The following is a 15,202-nucleotide window of genomic DNA, read 5'->3' on the forward strand; positions in this document are numbered from 1 at the left end:
CTCGTGTCCTTCAAGGTTGGATGCTTCGCAACACCCATCCTCAGCAAGGCCACGAGCCGCCTTGCGTTACGACACGACCACGCTCAACTACGAAGAGCCCTTTTGGCCCTACTCCATGGCCACCTACCAGGCAAGCGTTCTGGACGAGTCGTGCGCCGGGGAAATCCTTACTCTCCAGCGCGCCGCCTACATCACCGAGGCGATCGCTCATCAGGACTTGGCGCTTCCGCCACTGACGCAGACTCTCGGTGAGTTGCACGACGACCTGTGGCCCGGCCCGAGGTCGTCGCGCTCGGCGTCCGCCTCGCTGGGCGTCTGGTGGGTGCGGTTCGACTGCGTCGGGTCGGTGAGGCTGTTGAGCTGGGCAGGTTGACGGTGGTCCCCGATCTCCAGGGTCGCGGAATCGGCACCTGTCTGCTGACCGAGAGCGAAATGGTCTTTCCCGATGCCACCGAGGTGCGCCTGTTCACCGGAGAGCACAGCGTGGCGAACATCCGGCTGTACGAGCGCTGCGGATACGTCGAGACCGCACGCACCCCGGCCGGTGACTACTCGTTGGTGCACTTCACCAAGCACCTGCCCTGAGCCCACCGATCCGGTGCCAGTGCGGATAGCCGTCCCGCGCCGCGTCGGGCAGCATGGTCGTCATGATCGGCGCTCCAATCAGCGGGGCTCGACACGGCCGCCTCGCCGGGTGCTGCGCATGTGTTGGAGGAGGAGCGCCAGAGCGCCGGCGGCAAGGCCCCACATCGTGTTGATCGCCAGGACTGGGATGATCGAAATCGGGTTGGCAAGTGGACCCTGCATCTCTCCGTCGAGAATTGGGGAGAGGATGCCGCTGAGGATGATGGACAGTACGGCGTAGGTAAGGGCTGTGAACAGCAGCGTCAGGACAGGATGCGCGGTCTTGCTGAGCCCCACGACCAAGATCCAGAAAGCCGAGACCACTGCCGTGATCGCGATCGGCACCGCAGGAGAGCCTGCGAGACCGAGCTGGCCTCCAACGATTCTCACGAGCGGCCTGACCAGCGCCAGCGCTCCGAGACCGATGATGAGGGGCCATTGCAGGGATTTGATTCCAATCATGCCAACTACGCTAGAAACGCAATCGCCTCTCCACATCGGCCCTGGCTCTCGACTTGTTGTCATTCCTCGTCGCACCTTCGATACGTCAAGAAGCGACGTCGAACATCGCCTGAAGACTCATGTCCCTCGGAGGTCTCGCCCTTAGGCTGGTAACCATGACTCAGTGCGCTTCGCCCCCGGCTGGGGCGGCAGGTAGCACTCCCCCCGCGGGGCATGCGCCGCCGTGGGTCATCGACGCGCTGCTCGGCACTGCGGTCGCGCTCACGCTCGCGCTCATCATCGCCACGAGCGAGGGTGGTGTTCGTCCCGCGGATGCGGTTGCGTATCTGTTCGCGGCGGCGTTCGGTGCGCTGATGTTGCTGCGTCGGAGAATGCCCCGGGCTCTCCTCGTGCTCAGTGTGCTCGGAGTGTTCGCGTATTACGCGCTCGACTACCCGCCGATCGGGGTCGCCATTCCGGTCCTGGCGGCACTGTTCTCTGCGGCGGAAGCCGGTTTCACCTGGTGGTCGGTCAGCACGGCGCTGATCGTGTTCGCGGTCTCGATGTTCTTCCGGGTCCTCGACGGAGCAGAGACGATCGGGTTTCTCATAGGCTATGAGACAGTCTCGAACACAGCCCTGTTCGCTACGGCGATCGCTCTCGGGGTCAGCGTACGATCGCGCCGTCTACGTGCCGCCCAGCAGGCCGAGATCGTCAGACTCACCGAAGCGCAACTCTCGCGTGAGGCGGAGTTGCGGCTGCAGGGAGAGCGTGAGCGCATCTCCCGAGAACTGCACGACACCGTGGGTCATACCATGTCCGTCATCTCACTCCACGCAGCAGCCGCCACCGAGGCACTCGGACGTGACGATGACGCAGCAGGCGAGGCGCTTGATCACATCCGCAAGGCGAGCACACGGTCGCTGCGAGAGCTGCGCACTATGGTGCGCATCCTGCGTTCCTCGTCCGAAAGCTATGAGATGCGACGGGTCCAGTCCCTTTCGGAGATCCAGCAACTGGTCGACACGGCGAAAGGGACAGGCATCGATGTCACCGCCGACATCTCTGTTGTTCCTTCGGAGCTGTCCGCCCCGGTCGATACCGCCGCCTATCGAGTGATCCAGGAGTCGATCACCAATGTCCTCCGCCACGCCGACGCAACCAACGCTCAGGTGACCGCTCACATCGACGACGGCCGTCTCCACGTCTGCATCGCCGACAACGGCCGTCGATCGGCGACCGATGAGACCCGAGTCGGGCACGGTATTGCGGGGATGACCGAACGGGTCAGACTGCTGGGGGGATCACTGACCACTCACTCCGTCACGGGAGAGGGATTCACCGTCGAAGCTACGATCCCCGCGAGATTGCCATGATCCGCCTTGTTCTGGTCGATGACCAGGAACTAGTTCGCACCGGCCTACGTGCTCTGGCCGAGTACGACGGTGACATCGAGGTCGTCGCCGAGGCTGACAACGGAAAGGCAGGCATCGACGCGATCCGCCAGAGCAAGCCGGATGTTGTCCTCATGGACATCAGGATGCCCCGGTTGGACGGGATCTCCGCGACGCGGGAGATTGTGGCCGACCGTTCGCTCGCGAACGTGCGCGTCGTGGTGCTGACCACATTCGACGAGGATGAGAACGTGCTTGCAGCGATCCGCGCAGGATCGGCTGGCTACCTCCTCAAAGACATCGCCCCTACCGAGTTGCGAAACGCGATCCGCACCGTCGCAGCCGGCGACGCCTTGCTGTCACCGGCCATCACGCGCAAGGTCATGAGCACACTGGCGGAACGACCCACCACCAGCACTCGCCCGGCGCTGCTCGATCCGCTCACCGACCGTGAACGCGAAGTGCTCGCCCGAATCGGCCTGGGTGAGTCGAACGACGAGATCGGCGCCAGCCTCCACATCAGCCCAGCCACTGCGCGCACCTACGTCAGCCGGCTCCTGTCCAAACTCTCCGCCCGCGACCGATCACAGCTGGTCATCCTCAGCTACGAGTCAGGACTTGTTCGCCCCGGTGCCCCCTGATGCCTCGGAAATCTTCGATGCGTCGATAGCACGCAGGAGTAGCCCCATGCCCGCGTCGACGAATCGATCGCTGTCCAGGCGACATCGGCGGCTCCCGTCCTCATCAGTCACGCGCGGTGCCGCGATATCGTCCCAGCCGCACGGCCCGGTGGTCATCAGCTGTGGAGTGCTCGTTGGAACACCGCTCGCAGTTGGCCGGGGTCGGCGGGTGCGTTGTCGAGCAGGATAGCGGTGCAGAGCCCATCGGAGGTGGCAACGACAGCGGTGATGGCCGTCGGGTCGTCGGTGAGAGTGGTGGCGAGTTCGGCGATGTTGTCGCGCCAGCGGCGGGCGACGGAGCGCAAAGCGGGACGGCGGGCGGCCAGGGTGGCGAGTTCGCGTTCGGCCAAGGCACGTTCGCGTCCGGGTCCGGCGGTCTCGGCGATGAGTTCGGCCAAACCGGTGAGCTTGTCACCGGGTGAGTCGATGATCTGCCTGATCCTGGCGGTGTAGGTGTCGGCAACGCTGGTCAGGGCGGCGACCAAGAGATCATCGAGGGTGGCGAAATAGTAGGTGGTCAGGGAAGTGGTGATCCCGGCCTGCTTCGCGACGGTACGGTGTGTGACGCCCGCCGCGCCGTCACGGGTGACAACCGCCAGGGTGGCGTCGATGATCTCGGCCCGGCGTTTCGCGCCCCGTGCCAGTCGTCCGTCAACCTGCCCACCTTCGTCGGTCACGTCACCCCTCCTCGTCTCAGGATAGTCGGACCATCGTTCAATTCGTGTCCGGCTGATGCGTCTGTTCGAGCCGGGGCAGGTGACGCAGCATCCGCAGACAGAGCACGGTCACGACCGCGATCATGAGTCCCGCGACGGACGAGGCGATATTCAGGCCAGTGGTGAAGGCCTCTTGCGCTTCGAGTAGCGCCCCGGCTGGGAGTTGGTCGGCGATAGCCGTTGCTGAGCTGAGGCTGTCGGTGAGCGCGGCGGCCTCGTCTGCGGCCATGCTGTCGGCCGTGGTCAACTCGGAGCGGTAGATCGCAGTGGTGAGGCTGCCGAGGATGGCCACGCCGATGGCGATTCCCAGTTCTTGCACGGTCTCGGACAGGGATGCCGCCGATCCGGACTTCGAGGCAGGTGCTGCCCCGACCACGATGTCCGTACCCAGGGCCGCGATCGCGCCCAGGCCGAGGTAGACGAAGGCGAACCCTGTCGCGACGGTGAGTTCGTCGTCCGGGCCGACCACGGCCAGCAGGATGTAGCCGATCAGGGAGATGGCCAAGGTGCCGCCCATGATGTACCCGGGCCGAATGCTCCGGGCCAACAAGGGTGCGCCGATGGCGGCAACGAACATCGCCAGCGCCGGTGGCCCCATCCACAATCCCGCGATGAACGGGCTCAGCCCCTCGACCAGTTGCAGGTACTGGGTCACCAGATACATACTGCCGCCCACCCCGACGAGCCCGACGAGCAGCACCGTCAACGCGACGCTGAACGCCTTGTTGCGGAACAGCGCGACGTCCAGCAGCGGATCGGCGAGGCGGAGCTGACGCCTCCAGAACACCCAGGACGCGAGCACTCCCACGATGACCGCGACAGCGACACTGATATCCGGACCGTGGCCCGCGAGGTGCTTGATGGCGTAGACGACGGGCAGGATCGCCACCAGTGACAGACCCACGCTGGGCAGGTCGATCCGCCCGCCCCGTGGGTCGCGATATTCCGGTAACACGGCCTTTCCCACAGCGAGTACGACGATGGCGATTGGCACGGACACCAAGAACGCCGCTCCCCACCAGAACGAGTCCACCAACACTCCGCCCACGATCGGTCCGGCTGCCATTCCACCGGCGAACATCGTGGCCCACACCCCGATCGCCACCGCACGCCGGCGGGAATCGGGGAACATGTTCGAGATCAGCGACAGCGTCGAGGGCATCAGTGTGGCCCCGGCAATCCCCAGCAGCCCCCGGGCTGAGATCAGCATGCCCGCATTCGGCGCGATCGCGGCGAAGACCGACACCGCTGCGAATGCGGCGATCCCGATCATCAGCAACCGCCGCCGGCCGACCCGGTCACCGAGCGTGCCCATCGTGACAAGGAAGCCCGCGAGCAGGAAGCCGTAGGCATCCATGATCCACAGAGTCTCAGTCGCAGATGGAGCCAGATCCGCCGCCATCGCCGGGAGCACCAAGTACAGCACCGTCACGTCCATACCGAGCAGGAAAGTCGGCAGCGCGAGCAGCCCCATCCCTGCCCACGCCCGCACACCTTCCGGTGCCCCTGCCCGTCCACCCATGAAGGCCTCCGTCTCCCTGATACTAGTTGTACGGTAGTCCAACTAGGACGTTAGTACAACTAACCATCATGGGCCGTGGTTGATTCGTCGCACAGCAGACAGGCACCGGCGATTGGCTGGAGATACGGGCTGGACGCTTGGGATCAGCACGTCGACAACCCACCCGAGAAGGTGCTGAGCGGGGCGGCACAACCGTCATGGTCGCGCCACCTCGGTCAGCGCCCTCGCAGAGCAGGCGTTCCCAGGGCACCGCGTGAAGCCGTCGACCGGATGGTGGCCCACGCGCGGGTCTGTTACTGCCGTGTCATGGTGCTGGCGTAACCCCCGCCTCCCGGGTAGATCCACTCGCCAGCCATGACTGTGCCGCCGTCGGTGAAGGTGCCCCGGAAATACGCGGGGCTACCCACAGGGCCCGCCCAGATGGTGAGGGTGTCCCCGTCAAGTTCGTAGACATAGTCGAAGGTGTTGCCCTGCGAGTCATAGAACCGGGATGCGATCTCCTGGCTGACCGGCTCGCCGAAGGGGTGCAAGTGACCGATCACCTCGAACCCTGTGACGGACTGACCGTACTGCTCCAAGTCGACGTGCTGGATGATGAAGAAGCCACCGAGCGCTGACTCGTAGCGGACTGTGCCCGTGGCGCCGCCCGAGACGGTCCAGGTGCCGACGAGTCGTTCGAGGGCGCGGAGACGTTCACTGGGTTCGGTGGGGACGTCCTGCCCGTAACCCTCGGCGCTGGTGTTGCTGGTGTTCTCGGTCATGAGAGTGCTCCGTATCTGTCGGTGCGACCGCGTCTTGGGTCGCGCTCACCGGTACCTCGGCGCCGTCGGACGGTTCTCGACACGATCACCAGTAATTCAGAGGTGATTTCTCCGGAAAACTGTCGAATCGAGTTGTTCGGCTCCGAGGTATCGGCAACGCCGCCCTATCGGGAGGCACCGAACAGATGCGGAGCACATCATGCACACCACCACCCACACGAGCACTTCTGCCGGGCAGATCAACCGCCCACGCACCCGGGTTCTACTCGCTGTTGCGGCTCTTGCCGGGCCATTCTTCTACGCCTCGTCCACGTTGCAGGCACTGGCTCGGCCGGGGTTCGACATCGGCATTCATCCGCTCAGCCAACTCTCCACCGGGTCTCCCGGATGGATCCAGCAGGCCACCTTCGTCATGGCTGGTTTGGGCGTGATCGCTCTCGCCATCGCGCATCGTCGACTCCTCACCCATGGAGTCGGCCGGCTTGTGGTGCCGATCTTCCTCGCAATCTTCGGCGCGGGGTTCGTTGTCGCAGGCCTGTTCACGATGGACCCGCAGAACGGCTTTCCCGAGGGTGCCCCCTCCGGCAACGTGGAGATGTCATGGCACTCGATCGTGCATACCGCCGCCGCATCGCTGTCATTCGTCGCACTCGCCGCAGCATGCATCACCCTTCTGGTGCGTCACATCCGGGCTCGTCACGTGTGGGCCGCCGTCGGCAACGGACTGGTCGCGCTCATTCTGCTGGTGCCAACCTCCCCCACCGAATCGAGCATCCAGATCGCGATCACCGGGATGATTGCCTACACCTGGATCACGGTTTACGCCCTCTTCCTGTCCCGATCGACGTGATCACCGCTAAGTTGAGCAGACGACTGTGTAGCTGAGGAGCCACGATCATGAAGTATCTGCTGTTGAGCTACACGCCCGCCGGGACCTGGGATGCCGACACGGCCGACGCCCCCAGCCAGGAAGCTCTGGACGCGTTCTCCGCCTACCAGAAGTTCGAGGCCGAGCTGCGCGAGACCGGTGAGTTCGTCCTCAGCGAAGGACTTGGTCACCCGGCGGTCTCCGTCACCGTCCGCAAGACCGACGCCGGAGTCACCGCGACCGATGGCCCCTTCGCAGAGCTCAAAGAGGTGCTCGCGAGCTTCGCGATCATTGATGTCGCCAGTCTTGAACGCGCCCGCGAAATCACCGCCCGAATGGTCGAAGCACTTGGTGAGCCTTTCGAGATCAGGCCCATCATGGGCGACGATTTCGCCTGATGGCGGACTCGGCCCATGTCACGCTTCTGCGTATAGAAGACGTGCTGCGCGAACAGGCGCCGCACGTGCTCGGCGCGCTGGTGCGACGGTTTGGCCGCTTCGAACTTGCCGAGGATGCCGTCCAAGAGGCCCTTCTGATCGCTTCCCAGCGCTGGCCCGAGGAGGGGATTCCGGATGAGCCACGCAGTTGGCTGATCCGCGTCGGCTACCGGAAGATGGTCGATCTGATCCGGTCCGAACAGGCATCCCACCGGCGGGAGCAAGATGTTGCACACTCCGACCCCGTGCTCGTCGATCCCACCCAGCCCGCACCAGTCATCATCAAACACGACGACAGCTTGTACGTGCTGCTGCTGTGCTGTCACCCGTCATTGAGCGAGGTCTCCCAGGTCGCCCTGACACTGCGTGCGGTGGGTGGACTCACCACCGAGGAGATCGCGAACGCTTACGGCTCGACCGTAACCACGATGGGCACCCGGATCAGTCGCGCCAAGCAGACCCTGAAGAAGTCCGGTGCTCGTTTCCACATTCTCGATGATGAAGACCTCGCGGGCCGCGTCGCAGTCGCGATGCGGATTCTGTACCTCATCTTCAACGAGGGGTACACCGCCACGGGCGGCGACCGTCTCACCCGAATCGACCTCACCACCGAAGCCATAAGGCTCACTCGGATGCTCCACAACCTTCTCCCGGACGAACCGGAGGTAGCGGGACTCCTCGCTCTCATGCTGCTCACCGAGGCGCGCCGCGACGCCCGCACCGACCTCCGCGAACGGTTGATCGCTCTTCCCGAGCAGGACCGTTCTCGCTGGAATCGAAGCATGATCACCGAAGGACGACGTCTTATCGACGATGCCTGGGGGCGGGAACGCATCGGCCCCTACCAACTCCAGGCGGCGATCGCGTCCACGCACACGCAAGCGGTGTCAGCGCAGACCACCGATTGGCCCCAGATCGCCGCGCTCTACCTTTGGCTCGAACGCTTGCTGCCCACCGCTCCAGTACGACTGGGCCGCGTCGTCGCCGTTGCCGAGGCATTTGGGCCCCGCCGCGGACTCGCCCTTCTGGACCAGTTGGATCGCGACCATCGGCTCACCGAGGACCCTCTCATTCGCCGGCGCACCCACGCTGTCCGCGCCCACCTCTTGGACCGCATCGGGGACAGAGATCGAGCGGCGGTCGAGTACCGCATCGCCGCCGAACTCACTACCAATGACGTTGAACGTCGCTATCTCTTCGAACAGATCAAGCGTCAGGGCGAGTCCACCCCGTAAACCTCCGAGTGGGATGCACAGTCCACGCTGGGAACCGTTGCCCTCGTGGGACAAACACCGCTGACACAGACTCCCGATGATGCAGGAGAAGCTGGCCGATGGATCGGACAGAATGCGGATAGCCGTCCCGCGCCGCGTCGGGCACCATGGTCGGCATGACAGCTTTCGTTTCGCACACCACCTTCGACTGCGCGAACGCCTATGAGCTGTCGCAGTGGTGGAGCAAGGTTCTCGGTTACGCCGACGACGCCGATGACCCGAACAAGCCCGGTGACGAGGAGTGCGCGATCCACGACCCGGAAACCGGTCACACGCTGCTGTTCATCCAGGTGCCCGACCTCGACCGCACCGTCCCCAAGCGGGTCCATCTCGATCTGCGGCCCCGCGAGAAGAGCCGGGACGAGGAACTGCGCACCCTGCTCGAACTGGGAGCCACCGAGGTGGCCGACCGTCGAGGCATTTATGGCCCAGGTTCCGGGTGGATCGTCCTGGCCGATCCCGAGGGCAACGAATTCTGCATCCTGCGTGCCGAGCACGAACTCGGCCAGAACTAGCGAGTAGCTGTTCAGGTAGTAGTCAGCCATGCCATTGGACCGAACGCGTGACGACTACAACGGCCGTGCGGCCGAGTACATCGACGCGCTCGGGGCCATCGAATCAACAGCAGAACCCGACCGGGCCCTGATCGAATCGTGGGCCGACCGAGTCCGCGGACGCATCCTCGACGTCGGGTGTGGGCCGGGCCACTGGACGGCCTGGTTGCACGCCCAGGGACGGACCGTCGAGGGGATCGATCCGGTGCCGGCGTTCATCGGCCACGCGAGGGCCCAGTACCCGGGTGTCCCGTTCCGTGTCGGACGAGCCGAGCACTTGGACGTCGAAGACGCCTGCATCGGCGGCGTCCTGGCCTGGTACTCACTCATCCACGCCGATCCCGGCGATATCCCCACAGTGCTGGACGAGTTCGCTCGAGTGCTCTCCCCCGACGGCTCACTGGTGCTCGGATTCTTCACCGGCCCACGAGTCGCCGCCTTCGATCATGCGGTGACCACCGCATACACCTGGCCGATCGAGGTGCTCGCACAACTCGTGGAAGATGCCGGTTTCGTCGTGACCGAGCGGCACACCCGTACCGATCCGGACGCTCGCCCACACGGTGCCCTGGTGGCACGTAGAGAACCGGCTCAGGAGGCGAACCCGCCGGCCTGCTTGGTGTAGAGCCCGGAGTAGATGCCGCAGCGCTGCATCAGTTCGACATGGGTGCCATCGCTCACCACCCGGCCGCCATCAATAACCAGGATCCGGTCGCATTCAGCGGCCAGGGCCATTCGATGGGTGATGAAGACGGTCGCGCCGCCATCGGCAGCCGTACGGCGTGCCTCGGCCAGGTATTGATCGAGCAGTTCCTCCTCGGCGAGCGGGTCGAGTGCCGAGGTGTGTTCGTCCAACACCACCAGACGCGCATCGCTGCGGGCGAAGCACCGCGCCACCGCAACCTTCTGCCATTGCCCACCGGACAACCCGATGCTGTCGGGAAAGACCGCACCGACCGGACGGGTAACCTCGGCCCCGACCAGGCCGAGCACATCTCTCGCCCCTGCCCTTTCCAAACACGCGACCACCTGCTCGTCCCCCATCGACAACCCGGAACTCACCGAATCGGCGAGCGGGCCCTCGAGTTGGGCGTAGTCCTGGAACACCACCGAGGACGTGGTGCCATCACCGGCATCGCCTCGCCTCACCAGGCCGCGGTCGGCCTCGAGCAATCCCACCAGCAACAGACCCAGAGTCGTTTTCCCCGCCCCGTTGGCGCCGACCAGCACAAGGGTCTCCCCCGGGCTGACCCGCACGGTGACTTCACTCAGGGCGTCCTCCGCGGCACCCGGGTAGCGCACCGAGGCGGAGTCGATGGCCACGATCGCCTCATCGGGTTGTGCGGCATCGGGTTGCCGACCAGTCGCCTCGACATTGGTTCGCTCCGCCCGATCCTCGATCCGGAAGATCCGAACCAAGCCACGGAACACCGTCCTCAACCGACCGAGCGATCTGGCCAGCTGCCATACGGCACCATGCAGGCCGACCACACAGCTCACCGCCACCGTGACCACGGTCAGTGTGACACTGCCGGAAACCGCATCGACAACGATCCAGCCCAGCACCACTGCGGCCCCGAGGAAGTACAGGGCGTCCACCAGCGCCAGCACCAGCTTCATCCGCCACAAGGCGCGATCGTGGGCGCGTCGCGCTTCGCCGGCCAGCCGATCGATTCGATCGCTGACGAACCTCTGAGCCGCATAAGAGCGGATCTCCATCCCGGCGGCGAAATCTGTGCACATGTCGAGGTAGGTGTTCAGGGCAGGTAGCAGGCGACCTTCTTCCTCTTCGGCCGTCGCCACCTGCCGCTCCGAATACCGGTTGGACGCCAGCCGGACGAAACCGAGCGCCGCGATGAGCAGCAGTCGCGGTTCGACGATCGCCGAGCTGACCACCAGCACTATCGGGGTGGCGGCATGCCGCAACGCGTTCAGCATCCGGTTCAGCGCCTGCCCGGCTGCCCCACGAGCAGCCGCGACCGCACCGATCATCGCCTCGGCATCGTCCAAATAGTGCCGATAGGGCAACCGCGCCACCGTCAACACCGCGGCCCGGTCCACCTCGAGTCCGACCTGTGCCATCGAGCGCAGCCGGTATCGGGACCCGATTCCGGTCATCAACATGGCTCCACCGGTGATCACCGCCAAGCCACCGAGGGCACCGAAAAGCAGCACCGCGTGCCCGCCGGCAGCTGCGGCGACGACCACCCCCAGGAGCACCGGCACCAAGCCTCGTCCGATGGACAGGACCAGCTCGAGCAGGCTGACCAGCAAGGCGGCCCGGTCCACCCGCCAAGCAATTCCCACAACGACCCGCATGGCCCGCCAGTTCTCGCGGAACGACGGCCTGCCCGGCACCCCGGTCATGTCCGGTACCTCGAGGCTTGAGCGCTGAACATCCGGTGGTAGATGCCCTCCCGACTCATCAGCTCGGTATGGGAGCCGGCTTCGGCAACCACACCGCCGTCCAGCACCAGGATCCGGTCGGCCATTCTGACCGAACTCAGTCGATGCGAAATCAGCAGGACGGTCTTGCCGGGCAGTAACGACGCCATCTTGTCGAAAAACTCCGCCTCGGCCTCGGCGTCGAGAGCTGCGGTCGGTTCATCCAGCACCACGACTTCGGCCCCCCGCGCGGTGGCCGCCGCAGCCCTGGCCAAGGCAACGCGTTGCCATTGACCTCCCGAGAGCCCCGGGACCACCACCGGATCGGCCGGTTCGCGCCTCCCGATTGCCGGCAACTGCTCGCCGAAGGCCCCCAAATCCGCGGCCTCGCCGATGTGCCCCAACCACACGTTGTCCGCTACGGTGCCGGGATAACGCAGAAAGCTCTGGGTAACCCAGGCAACGCGTGACTCGTCATCAACGTTCGGTCCGACCACGCTGACGGTACCCGCCGTCGGCGTGAGCACTCCGGCGATGATCGCAGCCAGAGTGGATTTACCGGCCCCGTTGATGCCGACGATGCCCACCCGCTCACCTCGAGCGATCTCCAGATCAACCCCATCCAGCACCCTGTGGTCGTGCTCGTAGGAGAACTGGACTCCGGCCAGGGCCACGGCCGGCTCATCCGGCCCCGCAATCAGGCGGGTGTCGTGCACCTCGGCCGGGGCCTCGCGCTCGAACTCCCGCACAGCTTCGTTGGTGACCTTCACCGTCGCGGCCAACACCCCGATATCGCCAACCGGGCCGAGTCCGTTGAGGGCGACCACCGCCAAGACGATCACCACCGCTTGCGGGGCAATTGCCGGATTTGCGGCCAACTGCAATCCGAGCGCAACAAGCGTGGCCAAGTGCACAGCCAGGCAGATCAAAGACGAGGCCAGAGCCCGGCGCGAGGCGGCTTCAAAATGACGCTCATTGCGAGCGAGGGATGCCATCGCCCAGGCCCGCACCCGGTCGGCCAGCCAGGACCCCATCGCGAAAGTGCGGACTTCCTTGGCGGCCCGACGCTCCATCGCGTACCGATAGAAGTACGAGGCGATGTCTGATTCACGGCCTTCCGCCTGAGCGGTACGCAGCGCCACCTCCATCAACCGACCGTTGTAGATGCCCGCCACCACCAACGAGATCGACAGCGCCAGCGCCGCGACCCAGTTCCACGTCGCCACCACGACCACCATCGGCAGGGCCGAGAGCCGCAGCACCAGAACGTCCCAGCCGGCCTGCAGACTGTCCGACAGCTTCCAGTCGCGGAGCCGGTCGGCGACGTTGCGTCCCTTGGTGGCGAGATGTGGGTTCTTCAGCCAGGCAGTGGATGTGGGTCCGGCCAGGGAGGTGTCCGCGAAGCGACCGACCAAGTTGAGGTAGAGGCCGGTCGAGAGCTTGCCCACCAGAATGCGGTTGACGGCCTGCAGCACCGGAGCCAGGAAGAACACCAGCGCCAGTGCGATCAGTGGTGGCCAGACCTCTGCCGGGCGGACCGTTTCCCTTGCTCGAGCCACTGCCTCGAGCACCGGCTGCACCAGCACGACTCCGAGCACATTCACGGCAACGAATGCCGCGGTGCAGGCCGCGACCCCGAGCAGGACGGTCGGCGCGATCTGCCACAACAGGCTCAGCACGCGCAGTTGAGGGACGACGCCGTCGCGCAGCCTGCGCCACATTCCGGGCCCGGTGGCGGGCGAGGCTGTTTGCTGCACGGCCACTTTGCGGAAGACACCTCTCGTGCTGTCGGCCGAGCGCAGGGTCGGCGACGTGCCACGAACACTATGCGAAGTGTCCGATTCGATGGAGCCGACACAGCCGAGATGGCCATCGTCGAAGAATCAGTCGTATTTCTCCATCCGACCGCGTTTTACTATCTGCGTATGTACGCGGATAACGATTCACTTGGGGTATCCCCCGATTTCGTCGAGCTGGCGGCCGAGGTACTCGGGCTGCTGTCGGACCCGACCCGAATCAGGATCGTGCTGGCCCTGCGCCAGGCCGAGGAGTTACCGGTCAATGCCCTGGCGAAGATCGTCGACCGCAAACCGTCCGGGGTGTCACAGCATCTGGCCCGACTCCGGATGGCACGGATGGTCACCACCCGACAGGACGGCACGAGCGTGCTCTACCGGCTCACCGATGAGCACGCGGCCTCGCTGGTGCTCGAAGCCGTCAAACAGGCCGAGCACGCCATCGCGCACGGACAGATCCCACCGCACCACCGCCTCGATCAGTCGTAGCCGACTCCACGATTGCGAGCACGCGAATGCTCACCATTCTGCGCAACCCCACCTACGCAAAGCTGTTCGGCGCCCAGATCATCGCCCTGCTCGGCACCGGCCTGCTCACGGTCGCCCTGGGCCTGTTGGCCTTCGAGATCGCCGGCGGCAACGCCGGCCTCGTGCTGGGCGTGGCGATGATGATCAAGATGGTCGCTTATGTGGCTATCTCCCCCATCACCACCGCCCTGGTCGCCCGCGTGCCACCGAAACCGGTGTTGATCACTGCCGATCTGGCGCGGGCTGCCGTCGCCGTCTCGTTGCCGTTCGTCACCGAGGCCTGGCAGATCTATCTGCTGATCTTTGTGCTGCAGTCGGCCTCGGCCACGTTCACCCCGACCTTCCAGGCGGTCATCCCGTCGGTGCTGCCGGACGAGGGTGAGTACACCCGGGCCCTGTCGCTGTCGCGGTTGGCCTATGACCTCGAATCCCTGGCCAGCCCGCTGCTGGCTGCAGCCCTGCTCACCCTGATCAGCTATCACTACCTCTTCGTCGGCACCGTGGTCGGGTTCCTGGCCTCGGCCATCCTCGTGCTGGCGTCCGGATTCCCCCACATCGAGACGCCTCCGGCCGGCGGGTTTCTCGACCGCCTCACCCGCGGAACCCGCGCCTTCTGGGCCAGCCATGAGCTGCGTGGCCTGATGGGCCTCAATCTGGTGGTCGCGGCCACGACCGCGATGGTCATCGTCAACACCGTGGTGCTGGTTCAGGGCGACCTGGGTCGACCTCAGATCGATGTCGCCATACTGCTCGGCGCCTACGGAGCCGGGTCGATGCTGGTCGCGCTGTGCATGCCCGGCCTGCTGGATCGCGTCGCCGACCGCGGGGTCATGCTCACCGGCGGCATCGCTCTGCCCGTCCTGCTGTTGGCGGGTGCCGCAGCGCTGACCTGGCTGCGGGGCGACGGGCAGTGGGTCGCGCTGCTGACGGTCTGGACGCTCCTGGGCGCGGCGGCATCGGTCATCCTCACGCCCTCGGCGCGTTTGCTGCGCCGCAACAGCACCGAGCAGACCCGATCAGCCGTGTTTGCGGCCCAGTTCTCGCTGTCCCATGCCTGTTTCCTGATCACCTATCCACTCGCCGGGGCCCTCGGCGCGGCCATCGGACTACCGACCGTGTCGTTGGTATTGGCCGTGCTCGGGCTGATCGGCACGGCCGGTGCGCTGCTGGCCTGGCGCACCGACCCGGCAGCGGGGACGGCGGCACAGGCCAGCCACTAACG

17 protein-coding genes are annotated in these 15,202 nt (G+C 65.4%); 11 read left to right on the top strand and 6 right to left on the bottom strand.

What is annotated here, in order from left to right:
- The first annotated feature begins 61 nt into the window (after nt 1-61).
- Nucleotides 62-373, top strand: a complete 312-nt coding sequence (locus ACR4XW_RS10055) for a hypothetical protein (RefSeq protein WP_434760850.1) — start codon at nt 62-64, stop codon at nt 371-373.
- On the top strand, nt 319-585 hold the full coding sequence (locus ACR4XW_RS10060) for a GNAT family N-acetyltransferase (protein WP_434760834.1): 267 nt from the start codon (nt 319-321) through the stop codon (nt 583-585). Before ACR4XW_RS10055 ends, ACR4XW_RS10060 begins: the two co-directional genes overlap by 55 nt.
- A gap of 78 nt (nt 586-663) precedes the next feature.
- On the opposite strand, the gene ACR4XW_RS10065 is transcribed toward ACR4XW_RS10060, so the two are convergent.
- Complete coding sequence (locus tag ACR4XW_RS10065; protein WP_434760428.1) at nt 664-1,086, bottom strand: hypothetical protein; 423 nt, start codon at nt 1,084-1,086, stop codon at nt 664-666.
- A gap of 155 nt (nt 1,087-1,241) precedes the next feature.
- Between ACR4XW_RS10065 and ACR4XW_RS10070 the strand changes: the two genes are divergently transcribed.
- Together ACR4XW_RS10070 and ACR4XW_RS10075 are read left to right on the top strand one after the other, a co-directional pair.
- Complete coding sequence (locus ACR4XW_RS10070; RefSeq protein WP_434760429.1) at nt 1,242-2,441, top strand: sensor histidine kinase; 1,200 nt, start codon at nt 1,242-1,244, stop codon at nt 2,439-2,441.
- Complete coding sequence (locus ACR4XW_RS10075; RefSeq protein ID WP_434760430.1) at nt 2,438-3,100, top strand: response regulator transcription factor; 663 nt, start codon at nt 2,438-2,440, stop codon at nt 3,098-3,100. The genes ACR4XW_RS10070 and ACR4XW_RS10075 overlap by 4 nt, the downstream gene beginning before the upstream one ends.
- 155 nt (nt 3,101-3,255) lie before the next feature.
- On the opposite strand, the gene ACR4XW_RS10080 is transcribed toward ACR4XW_RS10075, so the two are convergent.
- The 3 genes from ACR4XW_RS10080 to ACR4XW_RS10090 form a co-directional block, all read right to left on the bottom strand.
- Complete coding sequence (locus ACR4XW_RS10080) at nt 3,256-3,816, bottom strand: TetR/AcrR family transcriptional regulator (RefSeq protein WP_434760431.1); 561 nt, start codon at nt 3,814-3,816, stop codon at nt 3,256-3,258.
- A 37-nt stretch (nt 3,817-3,853) separates the two neighbouring features.
- Nucleotides 3,854-5,329: an MFS transporter gene (locus ACR4XW_RS10085; RefSeq protein WP_434760432.1), complete on the bottom strand. Its 1,476-nt coding sequence runs from the start codon at nt 5,327-5,329 to the stop codon at nt 3,854-3,856.
- Between the two features lie 341 nt (nt 5,330-5,670).
- The gene (locus ACR4XW_RS10090) at nt 5,671-6,138 is read right to left on the bottom strand and encodes a hypothetical protein (RefSeq protein WP_434760433.1); all 468 of its coding nucleotides are present in this window, start codon (nt 6,136-6,138) and stop codon (nt 5,671-5,673) included.
- Between the two features lie 199 nt (nt 6,139-6,337).
- On the opposite strand from ACR4XW_RS10090, the gene ACR4XW_RS10095 reads away from it, so the two are divergent.
- The 5 genes from ACR4XW_RS10095 (at nt 6,338) to ACR4XW_RS10115 (ending at nt 9,896) form a co-directional block, all read left to right on the top strand.
- Nucleotides 6,338-6,988, top strand: coding sequence for a DUF998 domain-containing protein (locus tag ACR4XW_RS10095; RefSeq protein WP_434760434.1), 651 nt, complete (start codon nt 6,338-6,340; stop codon nt 6,986-6,988).
- Nucleotides 6,989-7,035: 47 nt separating this feature from the next.
- Nucleotides 7,036-7,404, top strand: a complete 369-nt coding sequence (locus ACR4XW_RS10100; RefSeq protein ID WP_434760435.1) for a YciI family protein — start codon at nt 7,036-7,038, stop codon at nt 7,402-7,404.
- Nucleotides 7,404-8,678: an RNA polymerase sigma factor gene (locus ACR4XW_RS10105; RefSeq protein WP_434760436.1), complete on the top strand. Its 1,275-nt coding sequence runs from the start codon at nt 7,404-7,406 to the stop codon at nt 8,676-8,678. Before ACR4XW_RS10100 ends, ACR4XW_RS10105 begins: the two co-directional genes overlap by 1 nt.
- A 155-nt stretch (nt 8,679-8,833) precedes the next feature.
- Entirely contained in the window at nt 8,834-9,232 is a 399-nt protein-coding gene (locus ACR4XW_RS10110) for a VOC family protein (RefSeq protein WP_434760437.1), read from the top strand.
- Nucleotides 9,233-9,260: 28 nt separating this feature from the next.
- Entirely contained in the window at nt 9,261-9,896 is a 636-nt protein-coding gene (locus ACR4XW_RS10115) for a class I SAM-dependent methyltransferase (RefSeq protein ID WP_434760438.1), read from the top strand.
- On the opposite strand, the gene ACR4XW_RS10120 is transcribed toward ACR4XW_RS10115, so the two are convergent.
- Both ACR4XW_RS10120 and ACR4XW_RS10125 read right to left on the bottom strand, forming a co-directional pair.
- Entirely contained in the window at nt 9,863-11,638 is a 1,776-nt protein-coding gene (locus ACR4XW_RS10120) for an ATP-binding cassette domain-containing protein (protein WP_434760439.1), read from the bottom strand. The two genes, ACR4XW_RS10115 and ACR4XW_RS10120, sit on opposite strands and share 34 nt — an antisense overlap.
- Complete coding sequence (locus tag ACR4XW_RS10125) at nt 11,635-13,413, bottom strand: ATP-binding cassette domain-containing protein (RefSeq protein ID WP_434760440.1); 1,779 nt, start codon at nt 13,411-13,413, stop codon at nt 11,635-11,637. The genes ACR4XW_RS10120 and ACR4XW_RS10125 overlap by 4 nt, the downstream gene beginning before the upstream one ends.
- Nucleotides 13,414-13,581: 168 nt before the next feature.
- On the opposite strand from ACR4XW_RS10125, the gene ACR4XW_RS10130 reads away from it, so the two are divergent.
- Both ACR4XW_RS10130 and ACR4XW_RS10135 read left to right on the top strand, forming a co-directional pair.
- Nucleotides 13,582-13,941: an ArsR/SmtB family transcription factor gene (locus ACR4XW_RS10130; protein WP_434760441.1), complete on the top strand. Its 360-nt coding sequence runs from the start codon at nt 13,582-13,584 to the stop codon at nt 13,939-13,941.
- 26 nt (nt 13,942-13,967) lie between these two features.
- Nucleotides 13,968-15,200 carry an MFS transporter gene (locus tag ACR4XW_RS10135; protein ID WP_434760442.1) on the top strand — a complete coding sequence of 411 codons (1,233 nt, stop codon included), beginning with the start codon at nt 13,968-13,970 and terminating at the stop codon, nt 15,198-15,200.
- The last annotated feature ends 2 nt before the right edge of the window (nt 15,201-15,202 follow it).

The sequence above is a fragment of the Pseudenemella bisphenolivorans genome, from assembly GCF_051133435.1.
Taxonomy (GTDB): Bacteria; Actinomycetota; Actinomycetes; order Propionibacteriales; family Propionibacteriaceae; genus JAAYAO01.